The following is an 18,802-nucleotide window of genomic DNA, read 5'->3' as shown; positions in this document are numbered from 1 at the left end:
AGGATTTAGCTTATGACTAATGATCCTACCTTATTTTTAGTATTGCTTTTTTTTGCAATTGTATTTATTTCGCAGGCGCTCATTCTGCCTGCTGCCGGACAGAGAGCAAAGCATAAAGAGCTGGCTGCCAGGTTAAGAGAAACCAAAGATAATCTGGATGAAGAGAGTAAGTCTCTGTTGCAGGAGCACTACAACAAAGGTCTGACGGGTTTTGAAAAGCAGCTGATTAAGTTTTCCGTCTTTGAAGACTTCAGAAAGGTTATCGAACTGTCGGGAACCGGATGGGCCATGGGTAAAACCCTCGGTATCACCTTCTTAATAAGCGTGATATCAGCGATGGTTTGTGTTGTGTCAAACCAGACCTGGTACGTGACAGTTGCAGCGCCTATCTTTGTCTGGCTTGTTATGTATATGTACCTCAATAGCCGGATAACCAAGAGGCTGATGCAGTTTGAAGAGCAGCTGCCAGAAGCGCTGGATATCATTAAAAGGGTTTTGCAGGCAGGCCAGCCGCTTAACCAGTCCTTCTATGAAGTGGGAACAGAGATGCCACCACCAATAGGTATCGAGTTCAGAAACACCTTTAACCTGCTGAATTTCGGTTACGATCTCAGGCTGGCAATTTTGCAGATGGTGGACCGTTCACCTACGGTTTCTATGATGGCGTTCGCCAGTGCAGTATTACTGCAGAAAGAAACCGGCGGTAACTTAACAGAAAACCTCGATAAGGTATCTAATGTGCTGCGTGCCAGGTTTAAGCTGTCACGAAAAATCAGAACCTTGTCAGCGGAGGCTCGGATGTCAGCGTGGATTCTGGTATTAGCCCCATTTGCTCTGTTTGGGATGCTGATGGTTATCAACCCTACCTATGCTCAGGTTTTATATCAGGATCCAAGAGGGCTGAATATGGTTTCTGTCGGGATTGTGTTGCTGGCAATAGGTGCTTTCTGGATTAGGCAGATAATAAATATTAGGATCTAGTTATGGATACGATCACAAGTTTACTGAGTGATTTGGGGTTGCAATATGTTGATAGGCAAACCCTGTTTCTTATCGTCATTCTGGTTGCGAGTATCCTGTTTTTCATTGCTGTCGGGCTGCTTATCATAGGTAACCGGTCTCAGGTTTCAAAAAGACTGGAAGATATTTCCAGCGGCAATGAACTGGGGGAAAAAAGAAGCAGCAGGTTTGGCAATACTCTGGATTCACTCTCTCCGGTACTGGCTCCTAAGAGTAAAAAAGAGCAGGAGTCCATTCGTCACCAACTGATGCACGCCGGCTACCACGAGAACAGGGCTGTCTCTACGTTTTATGCGGTAAAAACGCTAACCTCAATTATTGGCGTTATTATCGCCGGTGCAATATGGTTCTATGTTCCAAGAAGTAACTGGACGGATCTTGCTATTGTCACAGCACTTGGTGTGGGTATATTTTCACCGAATATGATGTTGTCAAAAATGGTCAGTACCAGGCGGATAAAACTAAAAGCCGCGGTTCCCGATGCGCTGGACTTGCTGGTGGTGTGTACTGAGTCAGGCTTGGGTTTTAATGCCTCCCTTCAGCGTGTTGCCAATGAGCTGGCTATCTCTCACCCGGACTTCTCGGATGAACTGGATACCGTGTGTGCCAAGATTAAAGCAGGGATAACAGTGACTGATGCTTTGGGGGAACTGGTTGTCCGGACTGGGCTTGAAGAACTTTCCGGCCTGGTTAGTATGCTGGGGCATGCAGCAAAAATTGGTGGCAGCCTGGCGAACACCTTAAGAACTTATACGGATGATTACCGGGATAAGAGACAGCAGGAGGCGGAAGAGGTTGCGGCTAAGATTCCGACTAAGATGTTGTTCCCTATGATTTTGTTTATCTGGCCTTGCTTCTTTATTGTGGCTATCGGCCCTGGTTTGGTACTTGTTATGGATGCACTAAAATAAGGACATAAGTTATGAATAAAAAACAAATAATACTTATCGGTTTTATCAGTTTGTTTCTGGCAGGTTGTGCATCTAATAAAGAGCCGGAAATGGCATTTGATTCCGAACTCTATCTGGGTGCTCCTATTGACTCATTGACTAATGAAGAGCCCCCAAAATCCGAGATGGAAGCGATAGCTCGTGGTGATACCGCACTTAGCCTGAGAAAATACGATCTTGCTCTGTTTGAATATATCCGTTCTCTCTCTTTTCCTGAAGCCGAATATCAGGATAAGAGTTTGTACAATATTGGCCGGATTCACCAGTCCAGAGGCAATCTGGCGCTTGCTGAGAAAGCTTATTTAAGAGCTATAGAGGTTAATCCGGAACATATCCAGTCCCTGGAACAGCTTGGAGTTATATACAGCAAAGCTGGCCGGACCGTGGATGGGAGTCGCTTATTCCTTCAGGCTGTGAATGCTGATCAAAAACGTCTGAACAAAAATACTCAGCTTGAGAACTTTGAACTGCTGAAAGAGGATGAAATTGCTTCTCTGTCTGTAGATAAATCTTCTCCTTTAGACAGCTATATGGGACTGGGGATACTTTCTGATGTTGCAGCCCGTTATGACGTAGCTAAAAGATTTTATGAGAAAGCGCTGGAGATTAACTCCCGTTCGGTTAAAACCATGGTTAATCTTGGCTATTCGCACTATATGACAGGTAACTATCATATTGCCAAACGCCTGATGACCACCGCACTGCAGTTTGACCCAAATAATGAGAAAGCGGTAAATAACCTGGCACTGATACACCTTGCTCTGGGAGAGAACGCAAGAGCGCTAAATGTATTTATGCGTCAGATGGAAGAGCCGGAAGCGTTAAATAACGTGGGCTACTTCCTGATTCTGCAGGGCAAACCGGATGCAGCGATTCCATATCTGCAAAGAGCGATAGATAAAAAACCGTCATACTACAAACTGGCTAATGAAAATCTGGCAAGGGCGTTAGCTCAAATAAGAGCAGATAAACAGCAGACTCAGGTGACCAACTCTGTAAGCAGTGCATCCGCTACCGCTGAAACTGAAGCAGACACAGATGCAGATAAAGTCGAAATCATTAAGCCTTAATCTGGATAACAGCTGAAAAAAAGCGACCGCCGAATGGCGGTCGCTTTACTTAGTAACATTTGTCCATGCAAATGTTGTGTTAGGGAAGCGTTAGTTATAACTGATACTTGGATCCCTTTCTGGGAACTGCTTGATGATTTCGTTCAGCAGATCATGGTGATCTCTCAGGGCTGAGACACAGTTTTCATCAAGTTTTCCGGCAGAAACCATTTTTTCCAGCTCAAGCAGTGCCGCCGGAACAGAACAGGCTTGTTTGTAAGGTCTGTGGCTGGTTAGTGCATCGAATATATTAGCAACGGTGATAATACGTGTCGGCACTGAAATTTCTGTATGTGATAAACCATTAGGGTAACCGCTACCATCAAGAAACTCCTGATGGCATGCGATGATATCTTTAAGAATATCTACGCATGGGTGAGAAGGTTTACCCAGGTTATCCAGAATTTTATCTATCAGTGAAATACCATTATTGATATGCGCCTTCATGATATCCCGCTCATCGTATTGCAGGTTATCCGGTTTCAGTAGCAGATCCTTAGGAAGCGCTGATTTTCCGATATCATGCAGCCTTGAAAAAATATGAATATTTTCTATCACTTCATCATCAAGCTGGTAAATCTCAGCGACGCCTTTTGCTATCAGATGAGAGTAACGACTCATTCTTTCAACATGCTCACGGGACTCTTTTTTGTAGCCGGGAGAAAGCTCTTTGGTTAATTCAGCGGATGCCAGAATGGAGTGCAGCAAAGAGTACTCGGCATTAACGACAAAACTGATTAAGTCACAGTATGGCAGAAGTTCATTCTGGACAAGCTGGGTAAAGAGACCTTTCTTGTGAGAGTTAAAGAAAACAAACCCGATAAATTGCTGAAAGTTGTAAATCGGAACGGTAAATGAGGATCGGTATCCTTGATCAAGCAGCCATCTCGAGTGCTTGTTGTTTGGAATAAGAGTAGAGGGTATATCGTTGATAACCCTTGGCTGACTACTATCCGCACACTCTTTCAGAGAGGTACATGAAGATAAAGGAAACTCATGGTGGTTAAATGAGTCTATGTTGTCAGAGCTTTCTGCATAAGTTTTTAAAAGGCCAAGATCTTTGTCATAAAGAACAAAAGCAATTCTATCCAATGCCGGAACCTTGGTTTTTACTTTTTTATGCAAGTCAGTCAGCTCATGATTCAGCGAATTAAGCTGATTTGGATGAGCATGCATCGGTATACCTGTGTTGTTCATAGTGCGCATTATGATCGTCCGGCTAATTATCAGGTGAAGCCCTTACTTCATCTAATGGAGTTGATATAAAGTTATCCTTATAAGATAAGTTTAGACACTATTTTTCGATATTGACTACTAAGTTTATAAAAAAAAATGAAGAAAATTAAAGAAGAGGTGAGTTATTAATAAGCTGCCTATCATATTGATTGATATTGTGAGTTTGATCTAATTTGTACCGACCTGGCTGATGGTCAGAATTTTCTTAAATAAGACTCTTCATCCGGGCAGCTGTTTTCCATCCAGAATTGGGGCCTTGGCTTCTCATCTTCCACAAGTAAGTGGCGGTAATGGTTATGACTGACTCTGTCGTACACCCGGTAGGAAACCGTTGTTATGACCAGCAGGGAAAGAATAATCAGAACTTTCGCGCTGGCCGAATCGATGGCGTTGGGGGGAGCAGACGTCGATGGGGCTTTTGGAGCTGATTTATACCAGAACAGAGCAAGTGAGATAACCGCCATTAACTGGCTCAATGGCAGATCCAGTGTACCTGTAATCAGGCTGTATCCCAGCCCGGCCAGGACAGACAATCCGGCAACCCGGACTGAAGGCATTTTTGTGGTGATTACTTTAAAAAACAACAGAGCAACAAGCAGGGTATATGAAAGCGCCGGAACCACTCCCCAGTTAAACAGATACAGCAGCAGGGAGTTATGCGGGCCTGCAACAGTCGGGTGGGAGTTACATACGTAGGCATCTCCGCCATGTCCCCAGAATGAAGCCATTCCCAGCAGATCTTTCCATACTGTTATACGGTTGGATGATGTAGTCCGCAGCTCATAGACTGAATCGGGCAGGTAGCCGTTGAACAGGTAGAAGGGAAACGGTGTAAGCAGTAAGTACTTTATCGCCATACCGGCAATAAAAACCAATCCCAGTAACTTTACCAAGGCAGCCCGGTTAGTTTTATCGATAAACAACCATATCAGAACGGATGTGGCTGAAACCAGGAAAAAGCCCCTGGCATCTAAGGCCAGTCCCATGGCGACATGTAATGAGGCGATCAGCAAAGGAAGCAGTGAACCTTTTAGTCCACGCCGTTTGTAACTGATTAGGACAAGATAGAGGGCCGGGACAATCAACCAAATCTGAATCTGATTGATATACCTTGGGTTTGCGAAGTTAAGAATACTCCGGATATGAGGCACAGTTTCAACCGATGAGTGAACCCAGTGACCGGCCATCACAGATAAAAATAGTACCGTAGTGATGGCAGAGAAATAACGGTAAATAACTTGCCGGTCACATATAGTGCCGGTGGATATTGTCGTGGTCAGCAGTGCAAGCCCGAGCAGATAGAAGAAATCGAGTTGTGCTCTGACAAAGTAAAGGCTGAAGAAGGTATTTGAAATAATGACAAAAAACAGAAAGACGGTTAGCAAGAGTGCCGTTTTTTTTTCGATGCTTTTGGTGCGAAACAGGAACTGTTTTTTTAAAGAAGAGGACAAAATCAGAAGCAGGCAATTCGCTATGACCACGACGCAGATAAATATGCGCTTTAGATCAAAAACGCCAACAGCATCACTGGCAACAGAAAAGGAGAAAAGACAGATAGCACAGAAGCTCAACAGTACCAAGGGTAAGAAGTTTTTGACTATTTCATTCGGTAGAATGGCTTTCACGATAAGTAGCTCCGTCTTCGCTTTTTTCCTGAGAACCTCTGATTAACCGGGGGTAACTATCTGTTTATTATCATAGTACCTATTCACATAATGCCAAATTATCCAGGCCATAATTGCAGCAAGGTACCCATCTATCGCATAGTGCCACGCCAGATGTACTGAGCCTATTTGAATGATAATCGCGTAGGCAATAAACAGATTACCAAACCAGTGATTTTCCCGTTTTATTGCAAGAGCCATTAGTGTTGTTGAAGCGACATGCATACTGGGCATAGCTGAGATACCAGCCCCAATCATTACATCATCAGCAACGTATTTTTCCCACAAGGTGTTTTGAGTGCCAATTGCCCACAGCTCAGGCCAGTTCTGACTGGTCAGAAGGTGGCTTTGCTTTGTCAGTATTTCCATAAGTGGCAAAAATTGGGTCTCAGAGGGATCTAGCTTGAACAGAAAACAGGGACCGACAGATGAGAAAAGTGTGGCAAATAGATTACCGATAATAAACCAGGACAGGATAAAGCTGAGCAGGTACCTTTTTCGGTTTTGTGCATTGGTGACAATAAAGTAAAAAAGCACATAGATAAGTACAAAGAACCAAAGGTTGTATAAGATATTGATAGTCAGAGAAAAGTAGGGAGACTGGAATAATCCGTGTGTTAGCTCCCAGGGCTGATAATTGAAGTGGAATAGCTTATCAATATCTGAAAAAAGTACATCAAATGAAAACGGAACTATTTTAGGTATGGTGAGCTTTAGCAGCGTAAAACAAGATAGTACGAAATTAATATTTATCATCATGAGAATAATTAATACTAATTTTTCTGGTTTAGTTATGTAGGAGTATAGGAGCTTGAACAGTTTGCTTGTTGGCTTTCCTTCCTTAATATAAATCATCTTTAAATAGTAGAAGGTGAAATGCAGCATCAGTATGGCTGCACTGACAGGACTCAGAATCTGTGAATATAACGATATTCTGCTTAGTTTCTCCGGACTGTATATCCATAAAACACTGATGGACATTGCGATGACAAAAAGCGATGTCAGATAAATTTCTTTATCCTTAGCTATTCCTGATAGTAAGTTTTTTAAGAAACCGTTAGCCATAACCATTGTAAACTATGCTATTCCTCTACAGTTCAGATTAGAATTTCTTAAAATTCAATGTACTGTGAATAAGTATAGAAGAGTTCTGAAGGCCAAATATAAAAAAAGCGGGCCATAGGCCCGCAAACGTAGAGAAATATACTTAGCAAACTACTGCTAACTAGTAATGCAGACCCCCTCCGCATCAAACAGGTGAACATCGCTTGCCGCACAGCTAAGTGTCAGAGACTGAAAGCTCTTCACTTCCTGGTCGCCAGGCAGATGCACTTTAAAACCGTCTACTGTTGAACTTTGTCCGAACATATAAGTACTGTTACCCAGACGCTCAACCACTTCACTCTGGAAGTTCATGCTGATGTCTGCTTCTTCGTTAATCAGCAGATGTTCAGGGCGGATACCAAACTTAATTTGCTGACCAAGGCTAACCTCTTTCTTAGGCATAGGCACCACAAAGGTCTGGTCATCCGGAGTCTTAAGTGTGATGGTCTCACCATTTTTTTCTGCAACAGTGGTTGGTACGAAGTTCATCTTAGGTGAACCGATGAAACCTGCCACAAACTCGTTTGCCGGTTTGTGGTATAGCTCGAGTGGAGAGCCTACCTGTTCAATACGACCATCACGTAACACAACAATCTTGTCTGCCAGTGTCATTGCTTCCACCTGATCGTGAGTTACATAGATCATGGTGTTGGCCAGCTCCTGATGCAGCTTTGCAATCTGAAGACGCATATCCACACGAAGCTCAGCATCAAGGTTAGATAGTGGCTCATCGAACAGGAACACCTTAGGGTCACGAACGATAGCACGACCGATTGCAACACGCTGGCGCTGACCACCAGATAGCTCTTTTGGCTTACGGTGTAACAGGTGATCCAACTGAAGAGTTTTTGAAGCAATAGCTACCTGTTTGTCGATCTCTTCCTTTGGATGGCCGTTCATCTTCAGGCCAAAGCCCATGTTTTCGGCAACAGTCATATGCGGGTACAGTGCATAAGACTGGAATACCATAGCGACGCCACGTTCAGCCGGGTCAACATCGTTAACCAAAGTGTCGCCGATGTAAAGCTCACCTTCTGTTATCTCTTCCAGGCCTGCAACAAGGCGTAGTAGTGTTGATTTACCGCAACCAGACGGACCAACAAACACGACGAATTCACCACTATTAATTTCAAGGTCAACGCCGTGAATAGTCTGAACGTCGCCAAATCGTTTGATTACTTTTTTCAGCGTAATGTCTGCCATTACTGACTCCTTTGCTACAGCTGGCTTAATTTATCTTAACCGGGCAACAACTAAATAGCGTTCCCGCGTTTTGTATAAAACATACCCGTTTCGGAGAAATTTGTTAGTAGTGAAATTTCAATTGTTGATCGCAGTCATATTTTTTACATGAATTTTACTCATTTTTGTGGAAACGTTTACAGATTGACGTCTTCTTTGTGTAAAAACTCATCTGTCCGCTTATTATAGATACTGTTAAGAGTCGTATTTATCGATTTGCACCATAAGCGAAACTGAATTATGAGCATTCGAGCATTGTGACAATGTTGTATAAATTACGATGTAATTTGTGGGAGTGTCGGCAAAATGGAGCGTTCAGTGAAAACGATCTACCCAGAGAACCGTATGCCTTCGGTCAGTAAGAAAAGGCGAGTAAGTTCGAAAGTGTCTCCTTGGCTATTCCTGTTTCCGGGGATAGTGGTATTTTCGATCTATGTTATTTATCCAATTATCCAGAGTATCAACCTCAGTATGTATGAGTGGGATGGTCTGGGCGAGAAAGTCTGGGTCGGCTTTGGCAACTATGCTGAGTTGTTTGATTCAGAAGCTTTCTATACCTCACTAAAGAATAACCTCTATTGGTTAATATTCTTTATGCTGGCACCACCTATCGGAATGGCGATTGCTCTTTTCCTTAACCAGCAGGTTCGAGGAATTCGCGTCGTTAAGTCACTTTTCTTCTTCCCGTTTGTAATATCTCAGGTAGTTGTGGGTGTGGTATTTGCCTGGTTCTATGACCCAAGCTTCGGCCTTCTGAACATTGTTCTTGGTTGGTTTGGTATGGATCCGGTTTCTATCCTGGCCGATGAAGAACTGGTGACCTTCGGTATCATCGCAGCCGGTCTGTGGCCTCAGATTTCTTACTGTATGATTCTGTACCTCACAGGTCTGAATAACTTAGACCCGGAGCAGCTGGAAGCGGCACGTCTTGACGGTGCTAAGAAACTGAAGATGCTTTGGTATGTGGTTATTCCACAGCTAAGACCTGCAACCTTTATCGCTATCGTAGTAACCGTTATCGGCGCATTACGTTCGTTCGACTTGATTGCAACTATGACCTCTGGTGGTCCGTGGGGCAGCTCGACGGTACTGGCTTACCAGATGTATGAAGAATCGATCTTTAACTACCGCATGGGTTACGGTGCTGCTGTTTCAGTTGTTCTGTTCCTTATCATGGATGTCTATATCGCTTACTTCTTGTGGCGTATGTTGAGGAGTGAAAAATAATGTATCCACAACCGATTGAAAAAGCTGGGCGCTTTGCCAATATCAGCTACCGTGTAGCACTACCAATTGCACTTATAATGTGGCTGCTGCCGCTGGTGGCGGTAATGCTGACTTCTATCCGCTCGATTGAAGATATTAACGCCGGTAACTACTGGGGTATGCCAAGCGATATCCAGTTTGTAGAAAACTACACTCAGGTATTTACCGCAACGCCTATGGGGCAGTATCTGATGAACAGTCTGCTGATCACCCTTCCGGCGGTAGCGGGTGCAGTGGCACTATCGACTCTGGCGGGCTTTGCTCTGGCGAAATATCGCTTCAGAGCTAACATCTGGATTTTCGCAGCGTTTATCGCGGGTAACTTCGTACCTTTCCAGGTACTTATGATTCCGGTACGTGATCTGACTATCAGTTTTGGACTTTATGATACCCATTGGGGCCTCATTTTGTTCCATATCGCGTTTCAGTCCGGTTTTTGTACCCTGTTTATGCGTAACTTTATTGTTGGTATCCCTGACGCGCTTATCGAAGCGGCGCGTGTTGAAGGGGTTAACGAGTGGAAGATCTTCTGGCACGTTGTACTGCCACTAGTTCGACCAGCTCTGGCTGCACTTTCTGTACTAGTATTCACCTTTATCTGGAACGACTTCTTCTGGGCACTGGTACTGGTACAAAGTGATGAAGTTCGTCCGGTAACGGCAGGTTTGAGCGCACTGAAGGGCCAGTGGACAGCATCATGGCAGTTTATGTCAGCAGGTGCGGTTGTTGCTGCGATTCCACCAGTAGTGTTGTTCTTCACCATGCAACGCCACTTTATTGCCGGATTGACTTTAGGTGCAACGAAAGGGTAATTGCGAAAAGCAACTGGCTGAGGCTGGTTGCTTTTATGTCAACTCAGGAGAGGCGACATCCGCAATTCGCACCATTAATACCCTATAAAAATAAGCTATAACATAATAGTCATTGGACCAAACGAGCTAAGCTCAAGTAAAAGGACCTCTATATGAAATATGTGAAACACATTGCTGCATCTGCAATGCTTACTGCTACTCTGTCTGCTTCTGCATACGCAGGAACGCTTGTCATCAACTCTGACCAGGCTGACCCTGCTCCAAAAGCGACCTGGGAAGAGATTGTAAAACGTTTTGAAGCGGCAAACCCTGATGTAACCGTTAAGTACAACCTGTACGACAAAGAAGCTTACAAAACGACAATTCGTAACTGGCTGGTAACTTCTCCGCCGGATGTTGTTTTCTGGTATGCGGGTAACCGTATGAAGACTTTCGTAGACCGTGGTCTGATGGAAGATGTGAGCGGCCTGTGGAAGCAAGAAGGCATGCTGGAAGACTTTAAGTCAGCTCAGCCTGCTATGACCGTTGATGGCAAGCAGTGGGGTGTTCCTTTCACTTACTACCAGTGGGGTGTTTACTACCGTAAGGATATCTTTGAGAAGTACGGCATCACCGAGCCTAAGACCTGGGAAGAGCTGAAGTCTGCTGCGGCAACTCTGAAGAAGAACGACGTTGCACCATTCACTATCGGTACCAAGTACCTGTGGACTGCTGCTGGCTGGTTTGACTACATCAACCTGCGTACTAACGGCCTTGACTTCCATATCGACCTGATGGACGGTAAAGTACCTTACACCGATGAGCGTGTTAAGAAGACCTTCAAGAACTGGGCAGAGTTGGTTGAGCCTGGCTACTATCTTGAAAACCACGCGACTTACTCATGGCAGGAAGCACAGCCGTTCATGTATAACGGCCAGGCAGCGATGTACCTGATCGGTAACTTCATCACGCCTAACTTCCCGAAAGAGCTTGACGGTAAACTGGGCTTCTTCCAGTTCCCGATTATCGACCCGTCAATCCCTGTAGCTGAAGACGCGCCAATGGATACTATCCATATTCCGTCTAAAGCGAAGAACAAAGAAGATGCTCGCAAGTTCCTTGCGTTCGTTGCACAGCCTGAGATTCAGCAGCTAATCAACGAATCTATGAAGCAGATTCCTACTAACAGTAAAGCGAAAGTAATGGACGACCCGTTCCTGAACGTTGGTGTTAAGATCCTTGCTGAAGCTGACGGTACTGCACAGTTCTACGACCGTGATACTGATCCTGCAATGGCTAAAGAAGGCATGAAAGGATTCCAGGAGTTCATGGTTAAGCCTGAGCGTATCGATACTATCCTTAAGCGTCTGGAAAAAGTTCGTAAGAGAACTTTCAAATAAGACTCTCCTAAATAACCGCAGCCTTCGGGCTGCGGTACTTAATTAAATAAAGAAAACATCGTTTTTGTTAATTGAAATAGTCAATTAGCGCGAGACTCTTTTGCTCAAAATTGCCTATCTCCATTAATAAAAAAGCCAAAAAGATTCCACATGCAGCGAATAAGCTGTTTAAAGGACGGTTAGTCATGATTACTTTTGAATCCCTTATTGCACGAAGAGACTGGGAAAACCCTCAGTCATTTCAGGTAAACCAACTTGCAGGTCACAGTCCGTTAAATCACTACATTAGCCAGGACGATGCACTAAACAAAAGAAACTCCTCCCGAGTCAGCTTAAATGGCGACTGGAAGTTTAAGCTGTTTGCAAAGCCGGAACTGGTTAGTGCTGAGTTTATAGAAACCGGCTTTGATGATTCCCGGTGGAATGACATCACAGTTCCGTCCAACTGGCAGCTTCAGGGTGAAGAGCTGAATAAGCTTGAAGGCTCTGCGCAGAAGAAAGTGGATAACCCGATTTACGCCAATATCAAATACCCCTTTGACGTAAATCCTCCTTTTGTTCCTGAAGAAAACCCGACCGGCTGTTACCGGACAAACTTCAGAGTCAGCAAAGCCGATCTGGAGATGCAGACCAGAGTGATATTTGACGGTGTGAACTCAGCGTTCCATCTCTGGTGTAACGGCAAATGGGTCGGTTACTCTCAGGACAGCCGCTTACCGGCAGAGTTTGACCTTACCTCTTATCTGGCAGAAGGCGAGAACACGCTGGCGGTGATGGTACTGCGCTGGAGTGACGGCAGCTATCTTGAAGATCAGGATATGTGGTGGATGAGCGGCATCTTCCGCGATGTCACTCTGCTTTCAAAGCCGGTATCCCATATCAGTGATGTATTTGTAAAGCCTGTGCTGGATGCCTGCTACCGGGATGCTTGTGTCGATGTGGACGTTATTCTTGCTAACCCTGAGAATCATAAAATCACTGTTCAGATCTTTGATGGCCTGAAGCCTGTTACCGGAACCGTAACTGACAGCGTTCAGAACCGTATTGTGGATGAGAAAGGCGGATGGGATAACAAGGTTTTCCTTTCTCTTAATGTACAAGACCCAGCGCACTGGACGGCAGAAACACCAAACCTTTACCGCTGTGTTGTGATTCTGCTGGATACCGATGATCAGGTTGTGGATATCGAAGCCTATGATATCGGATTCAGAAGCGTAGAAATTAAAGACGGACAGCTGCTTGTTAACGGCAAGCCTCTTCTGATTAAAGGGGTTAACCGTCATGAACACGATGAAGTAAAAGGCCATGCTATCGATGAAGAGAGCATGATTGCTGATATTAAACTTCTCAAGCAATCCAACTTTAACGCTGTACGAACCGCGCACTATCCGAACCACCCAAGATGGTATGAGCTTTGTGATGAGTATGGTCTGTATCTTGTGGATGAAGCCAATATCGAAACCCACGGTATGTTCCCGATGGAAAGGCTTTCAGCCGATCCTCAGTGGGCTGCGGCTTATATGATGCGCTTTACCAAGCTGGTGGAGCGGGATAAAAACCATCCGAGTGTGATTATCTGGTCTCTGGGTAACGAATCCGGCCAGAGCACAAACCATAATGCGATGTATGCCTGGGCCAAAGAGCGTGATCCTTCGCGCCCTGTGCAGTATGAAGGTGGCGGTGCAGACTCATCGGCAACCGATATTATCTGTCCGATGTATTCGCGTGTGGATCAGGACCAGCCTTTCCCGGCAGTACCGAAATGGGCAATTAAGAAATGGATCAGCATGCCGGGTGAGAACCGTCCGCTGATCCTGTGTGAATACGCACATGCTATGGGTAACAGTACCGGCAGCTTTAATAAATACTGGGATGCATTCAGACAGTTTCCTCGTCTTCAGGGCGGGTTTATCTGGGACTGGGTGGATCAGGGCATCAGCAAAACGGACGCTGAAGGTAAGCATTACTGGGGCTATGGCGGTGATTTTAACGATACTCAGAATGACCGTCAGTTCTGTATTAACGGTCTTATCTTCCCGGACAGAACGCCGCATCCGACTCTGCTGGAAGTAAAATATTGCCAGCAGCCATATCAGATTTCACTGCTGGGCTGTGCGCAGGACGGGCAGGCGCTTCAGTGGAAACTGAATGTCACCAATGAGCAGCTGTTCAGAGCCAGTGACAATGAGTCCTTTATGTGGACTCTGCTTGAAGACGGTATGCCGGTGGCGCTGGACTCTTCTGAGCTGGTAATTCAGCCAGAGCAGACTCAGGAGTGGGTAATTAACTGCAACTACGCCTTTAAAGCGGGCAGTGAATATCTGCTGAATATTGATGTAAAAGCGGCTAAGGCAACGAACTGGTCTGATGCAGGTCATGTGATTGCCACAGAGCAGTTTAAAGTGCCGAATAAGCAGAGCCTTGTTCTGAAAAAAGCGCCGCTTAAGAGCGAGAAACCGGCAGTTGCAGCCAGCGAAGATGGCTGGGTGGTATCGGCGGGTAAGCAGCAGCTGACTTTTGCCAAAGAAAGCGGTGAGCTGACTCAATGGGTTAAAGGCAGCAAGTCCATTCTGGCGCAGGCGCTGACAGATAACTTCTACCGCGCACCTCTGGATAATGATATCGGCACCAGTGAGGCAGACTTTGTTGACCCTAACGCCTGGGTTACCCGCTGGGGCGAGATTGGCCTGGGAAGCTGGAGTAAAGAGTGTGTTTCAACCCGTCTGGAAGAGATTGAAACAGAAGTGTTGATTATCAGCCGCTTTGCTTATCGTCACGGTGAACAACTGATGGCAGTCACTGACTGGCAATACCGTATTACCGGTAGTGAGCTGAAACTGGAGATTCAGGTGCAGCTTAGCGAGCATCTTCCGCCAATGGCAAGAATCGGTATTGAAGCCGTTCTGACTGCGGATGCAGCAGGCAAAGATGTTGCCTGGTACGGCCTAGGCCCGTTTGAAAACTATCCGGACAGATTGTCAGCGGCGCGCACCGGTTACTATCAGCTGTCTGTTGAAGAGATGTTTACACCATATATCTTCCCGACAGAAAGCGGACTGCGTTGTAATACTTCATCGGTTGAGCTGGGTGATATGAAGGTGAAAGGGGACTTCCACTTTGGTGTCGGCCAGTGTTCACAGGAGAAACTAGCGGCAGCCAAGCATCCGAATGAACTGGTGGCAGAGGATAAGGTCTATCTGAGAATCGACCATCAGCATATGGGCGTAGGCGGCGATGATTCCTGGAGCCCGAGTGTTCATCCGGAGTTCCTGATCACGGATAAGCAGTTCCGTTATCAGTTAGCGTTTGAGCTTTAATCTCAATGATAAAAAGCAGCCCCGCCAGTAATGGCGGGGCTGCTTTTTTATTGGGTGCGGCTTACGGCAACAACTGATTAATCTGATTCAACAGACGGCGAATCTCTTTCTTATCGTAATCTGTATCCTGCTTAACTGAGGTGCTTTTCCTTTCAACCAGCTCAGTGGTAAGCAGTTCTTTCTTATGACCGGATTTGTTCTCTTCATCCAGCACAAATTCAACGGCCAGTTTACCGATAGCCACAAAATCCTGACGAACGGTTGTCAGCGGTGGGGTGAAGTAGGCGGAATCTTCCGTATCATCAAAACCGGTCACTGAAACCTGCTCAGGCACTTTAATACCGAACTCATCCAGAGCCCTCAGTACGCCCAGTGCCATCTGATCATTAGCAACCAGTACCGCATCAAAATCGACTCCGCTGGCGACCAGTTCTCTGGTGTGCAGATAACCACTGCTGGAGAACCAGTTACCCTCAAGCCTTTTAATAACTTTGGCACTGTTTTGCTTAAGCGCCTCATTCCAGCCTTTAAGTCGCAGCTGAGAAGCGGTGGAGTCTTCCGGGCCGGTGATCAGAACAAACTTGCTTCTGTTCTGGCTAAGCATCAGGTTCGCTGCGGTAATCGCACCATCATAGTGGTTTGCACTGACCCTGTTTACTCTGGTTGACGGAGGAACATCGATAAAGACAAAGCTGATATCCGGAAACTGTTCCACCAGTTTTTCTGCATCTTCTTTGGTGGCGGGGAGGTCAACAATAATATGTTCGGTTTTTTGTGAAATCTGTTCGCGAATGGAACTGACCAGATTTTCGTAGCTTGGAACGGCAACCACGTTAAGAGAAATACCGTAGCCCCGCTCCTGAGCCTGGCTTCGAATTCCGCTGGCAATATGAGAGACACCGTGCAGCCCGATATCCAATGTGATCAGTCCAATGACCATTGCCTTTGCACGGCTTAGCATCTGGGCACCTTTATTCGGCACATAGCCAAGCTCTTCTATCGCAGCCATTACCCTTTTTCTGGTGTCTTCGGCCACATTTTGTGAGCCATTGGTCACTCTTGAAACCGTTTGAGTGGAAACGCCTGCCAGTTCTGCAACTTCTTTAAATGTAACGCTCATCCATGTTTTCCGTGAATACAACTACAATCTGAGCTGATTTTATCACCGCATTGGCAGTTTTGACTAATCAGACATAAAATTTGGAACCTCATAACATTAAGTGTTTGCGAAAACATTTGTGTGATGCAGGGCACAAATGCGAGTCTTTAACGAGTAATGGATCACATTGTTGTCAGGTTTGTCTGGTTAATTTTACGCTTTGGGAGCATTATTCTCGTTATTAAATGTTTTCGCAAACAAGGTTTCCTACAATGAAAGAGATAGTTCATCTGCGCAGTAAAAACTGCAGCCTGATATTAAAAACAGACAGAATCCCAGAAATCCTGCACTGGGGAGCTAAAGTGGGTCAGATTGACGAAGATATTCTTCTGTCAACGGAAAGACCGATCTCTCAGGCCAGACTGGATGTGGATGTGCCTCTTTCTATTTGTCCTGAGCTGGGTAGCGGTCACTTTAACGCCCCGGGTATCGAAGGTCACCGTGTAGGTTATGACTGGGCACCTGTGTTTGAAGTGATTAAGCAGGAAGCGACAGAAGGTAGTGTTACTTTTAATCTGGCTGATTATGTTTCAAAGCTTGAGCTGGAAGTAGAGATCCAGCTGGATTATGAAACGGATGTGGTGAAGAAAAGAGTTAAGGTGATTAACAAGGGTGAAACTGAGTACTACCTGACCAAGCTTTCTTCAACTCTGCCTCTGCCTCGTCATGCCAGCGAAATTATGTCTTTCTACGGCCGCTGGAGCCGTGAGTTCCAGACTCACCGTCAGGCATTTACTCATGGCGGCTTTATGCAGGAGAACCGCCGTGGCAGAACCTCGCATGAAAACTTCCCTGGATTATTGGTTGGTACTGACAACTTTAATGAGCAGTCCGGTTATGTGTGGGGCTTCCACCTGGGCTGGAGTGGTAACCACCAGTTACGCGCTGACGTGAAAAGTGATGGCCGCCGTTTTGTCCAGGCTGGCGAACTGCTGCTTTCTGGTGAAGCGGTTCTTGAAGCGGGTGAAAGTTACACTTCGCCATGGCTGTACGCCTGTTACAGTGAGACCGGTCTGAACGGTATTTCTGACCGTTTCCACCGTTTTGTCCGCAGCAATATTGTTAAGTTCCCTGTAGATAAACCGCGTCCGGTGCACCTGAATACCTGGGAAGGTATCTACTTTGACCACAAGCCTGACTACATCATGCAGATGGCAACTGAAGCGGCTGAAATGGGTGTTGAACGCTTTATCATTGATGATGGCTGGTTTGTGGGCCGTGACGGCGAGCGCACAGCATTAGGTGACTGGTATCTGGATGAGAAGAAATATCCGGATGGACTGGAGCCTGTGATTGCGCATGTAAACAATGCAGGTATGGAGTTCGGTCTTTGGGTTGAGCCAGAGATGATCAGTAAAGAGTCCATGCTATACCGCAACCACCCTGACTGGGTACTGGAGCTTAAAGGTTACCATCAGCCGTCTGGCCGCTGGCAGTATCTGCTGGATCTGCAGAATCCGGACTGTTTTGCTTACCTGTATGAGCGTCTGAACTCATTGCTGACTCAGTACAACATCGCTTACCTGAAGTGGGATATGAACCGTGAACTGGTTCAGCCGGGTCACGAAGGCCGTCCTGCGGTTCACGGACAGACTAAAGCTCTTTACCGTCTTCTGGACAGCCTGCTTGAAGCGCACCCTGAAGTGGAAATTGAGTCCTGTTCATCAGGTGGCGGTCGTATCGACTATGAAATCCTTAAGCGTACACACCGTTTCTGGGCTTCTGACTGTAACGATGCCCTTGAGCGTCAGGCAATTCAGCGCGGCATGAGCTACTTCTTCCCACCGGAGGTGATGGGCGCTCACATTGGTCCTGATGAAGCACACACCACAGGCCGTATGCACCACATCAATATGCGTGGTATGACAGCACTTGGTGGTCATATGGGCGTTGAGCTTGACCCGGTGAAAGAGTCTGCGGAAGAGAAGAAAGCATTTGCCCACTACATTGGCCTGCATAAGCAGTTCCGTCATCTGCTGCACTCCGGCCGTGGCTTCCGCTTGGATTCGCCGGACAACCGTCAGAACATCTATGGTGTGATGAGTGATGAAGAAGTGCTGATCACGGTTTGTCAGCTGGCTATGCCTGACTACGCACTGCCTGCACCGCTGAGAATCAGCTGTGTTGATACCAGCGCGACCTATGAGGTGAAACTGGTAGAGATGCCGGGAACCAGCTTCCAGCTGATGAAACAGAGACCTAAGTGGCTGGATAAAACGCTTACACTGAGCGGAGACAACCTGAAAGAGATTGGTCTGACACTGCCGATCATCGACCCTGAATCAGCATTAATGGTTCACTTTAAAAAGATTTAGCAACGGGCTATAACCGTTTTTACCTGAACCCAAATCGTGCAGAGCATGCCTTTATTCTTAACTTACTACTAGATCAGGCATGCTCCGGGAAAGGTAATTTGCCGCACTACTCGGTTTAAGGGGGAGTAGTGCGGCTTTTTTTCGTCCTGTCATAAGCTCCTTCCCTGCTGTGTAAAAGTGTAAACAAAGGCGTAAAGAGCCGGTGTAATCGGTCTTAAAAGTGATATTT

At 45.9% G+C, this 18,802-nt stretch carries 13 protein-coding genes; 8 read left to right on the top strand and 5 right to left on the bottom strand.

Annotated elements, in window-relative coordinates:
* Positions 1–12 precede the first annotated feature (12 nt).
* The 3 genes from L3Q72_RS11565 to L3Q72_RS11555 are packed head-to-tail and all read left to right on the top strand — an operon-like array spanning position 13 to position 3,040.
* Positions 13–981: a type II secretion system F family protein gene (locus tag L3Q72_RS11565; RefSeq protein WP_275130104.1), complete on the top strand. Its 969-nt coding sequence runs from the start codon at positions 13–15 to the stop codon at positions 979–981.
* Between the two features lie 2 nt (positions 982–983).
* On the top strand, positions 984–1,931 hold the full coding sequence (locus tag L3Q72_RS11560; protein WP_275130103.1) for a type II secretion system F family protein: 948 nt from the start codon (positions 984–986) through the stop codon (positions 1,929–1,931).
* A gap of 11 nt (positions 1,932–1,942) precedes the next feature.
* Positions 1,943–3,040: a tetratricopeptide repeat protein gene (locus L3Q72_RS11555; protein ID WP_275130102.1), complete on the top strand. Its 1,098-nt coding sequence runs from the start codon at positions 1,943–1,945 to the stop codon at positions 3,038–3,040.
* Positions 3,041–3,130: 90 nt separating this feature from the next.
* Here L3Q72_RS11555 and L3Q72_RS11550 read toward each other — a convergent pair whose 3' ends face one another.
* The 4 genes from L3Q72_RS11550 to ugpC all read right to left on the bottom strand — a co-directional run bounded on the left by L3Q72_RS11550 (position 3,131) and on the right by ugpC (position 8,286).
* The gene (locus L3Q72_RS11550) at positions 3,131–4,285 is read right to left on the bottom strand and encodes an HD domain-containing phosphohydrolase (RefSeq protein ID WP_275130101.1); all 1,155 of its coding nucleotides are present in this window, start codon (positions 4,283–4,285) and stop codon (positions 3,131–3,133) included.
* 224 nt (positions 4,286–4,509) lie between these two features.
* Positions 4,510–5,940: a hypothetical protein gene (locus tag L3Q72_RS11545; protein WP_275130100.1), complete on the bottom strand. Its 1,431-nt coding sequence runs from the start codon at positions 5,938–5,940 to the stop codon at positions 4,510–4,512.
* 42 nt (positions 5,941–5,982) lie between these two features.
* The gene (locus L3Q72_RS11540) at positions 5,983–6,738 is read right to left on the bottom strand and encodes a phosphatase PAP2 family protein (RefSeq protein WP_275130099.1); all 756 of its coding nucleotides are present in this window, start codon (positions 6,736–6,738) and stop codon (positions 5,983–5,985) included.
* A gap of 462 nt (positions 6,739–7,200) precedes the next feature.
* A complete protein-coding gene (gene ugpC / locus L3Q72_RS11535; RefSeq protein WP_275130098.1) occupies positions 7,201–8,286 on the bottom strand; it encodes a sn-glycerol-3-phosphate ABC transporter ATP-binding protein UgpC in 1,086 nt (361 codons plus the stop codon).
* 345 nt (positions 8,287–8,631) lie between these two features.
* Here ugpC and L3Q72_RS11530 point away from each other — a divergent pair, with 345 nt between their 5' ends.
* The 4 genes from L3Q72_RS11530 to L3Q72_RS11515 all read left to right on the top strand — a co-directional run bounded on the left by L3Q72_RS11530 (position 8,632) and on the right by L3Q72_RS11515 (position 15,099).
* Positions 8,632–9,552 carry a sugar ABC transporter permease gene (locus L3Q72_RS11530; protein WP_275130097.1) on the top strand — a complete coding sequence of 307 codons (921 nt, stop codon included), beginning with the start codon at positions 8,632–8,634 and terminating at the stop codon, positions 9,550–9,552.
* Positions 9,552–10,403 carry a carbohydrate ABC transporter permease gene (locus L3Q72_RS11525; RefSeq protein ID WP_275130096.1) on the top strand — a complete coding sequence of 284 codons (852 nt, stop codon included), beginning with the start codon at positions 9,552–9,554 and terminating at the stop codon, positions 10,401–10,403. The genes L3Q72_RS11530 and L3Q72_RS11525 overlap by 1 nt, the downstream gene beginning before the upstream one ends.
* 152 nt (positions 10,404–10,555) lie before the next feature.
* A complete protein-coding gene (locus tag L3Q72_RS11520; RefSeq protein WP_275130095.1) occupies positions 10,556–11,782 on the top strand; it encodes an ABC transporter substrate-binding protein in 1,227 nt (408 codons plus the stop codon).
* A gap of 185 nt (positions 11,783–11,967) precedes the next feature.
* Positions 11,968–15,099, top strand: a complete 3,132-nt coding sequence (locus L3Q72_RS11515; RefSeq protein ID WP_275130094.1) for a beta-galactosidase — start codon at positions 11,968–11,970, stop codon at positions 15,097–15,099.
* A gap of 61 nt (positions 15,100–15,160) precedes the next feature.
* Here the strand turns inward: L3Q72_RS11515 and L3Q72_RS11510 are convergent, their stop codons facing one another.
* Positions 15,161–16,219 carry a LacI family DNA-binding transcriptional regulator gene (locus L3Q72_RS11510; RefSeq protein WP_275130093.1) on the bottom strand — a complete coding sequence of 353 codons (1,059 nt, stop codon included), beginning with the start codon at positions 16,217–16,219 and terminating at the stop codon, positions 15,161–15,163.
* Positions 16,220–16,470: 251 nt separating this feature from the next.
* Between L3Q72_RS11510 and L3Q72_RS11505 the strand changes: the two genes are divergently transcribed.
* Positions 16,471–18,573 (top strand): alpha-galactosidase, encoded by a 2,103-nt coding sequence (locus L3Q72_RS11505; RefSeq protein WP_275130092.1) that lies wholly within the window; start codon positions 16,471–16,473, stop codon positions 18,571–18,573.
* Positions 18,574–18,802 lie beyond the last annotated feature (229 nt).

The organism is Vibrio sp. JC009 (assembly GCF_029016485.1).
Taxonomy (GTDB): Bacteria; Pseudomonadota; Gammaproteobacteria; order Enterobacterales; family Vibrionaceae; genus Vibrio.
The sequence above is the reverse complement of the archived record's forward strand: the minus strand, read 5'-3'. Positions and strand labels throughout refer to the sequence as shown.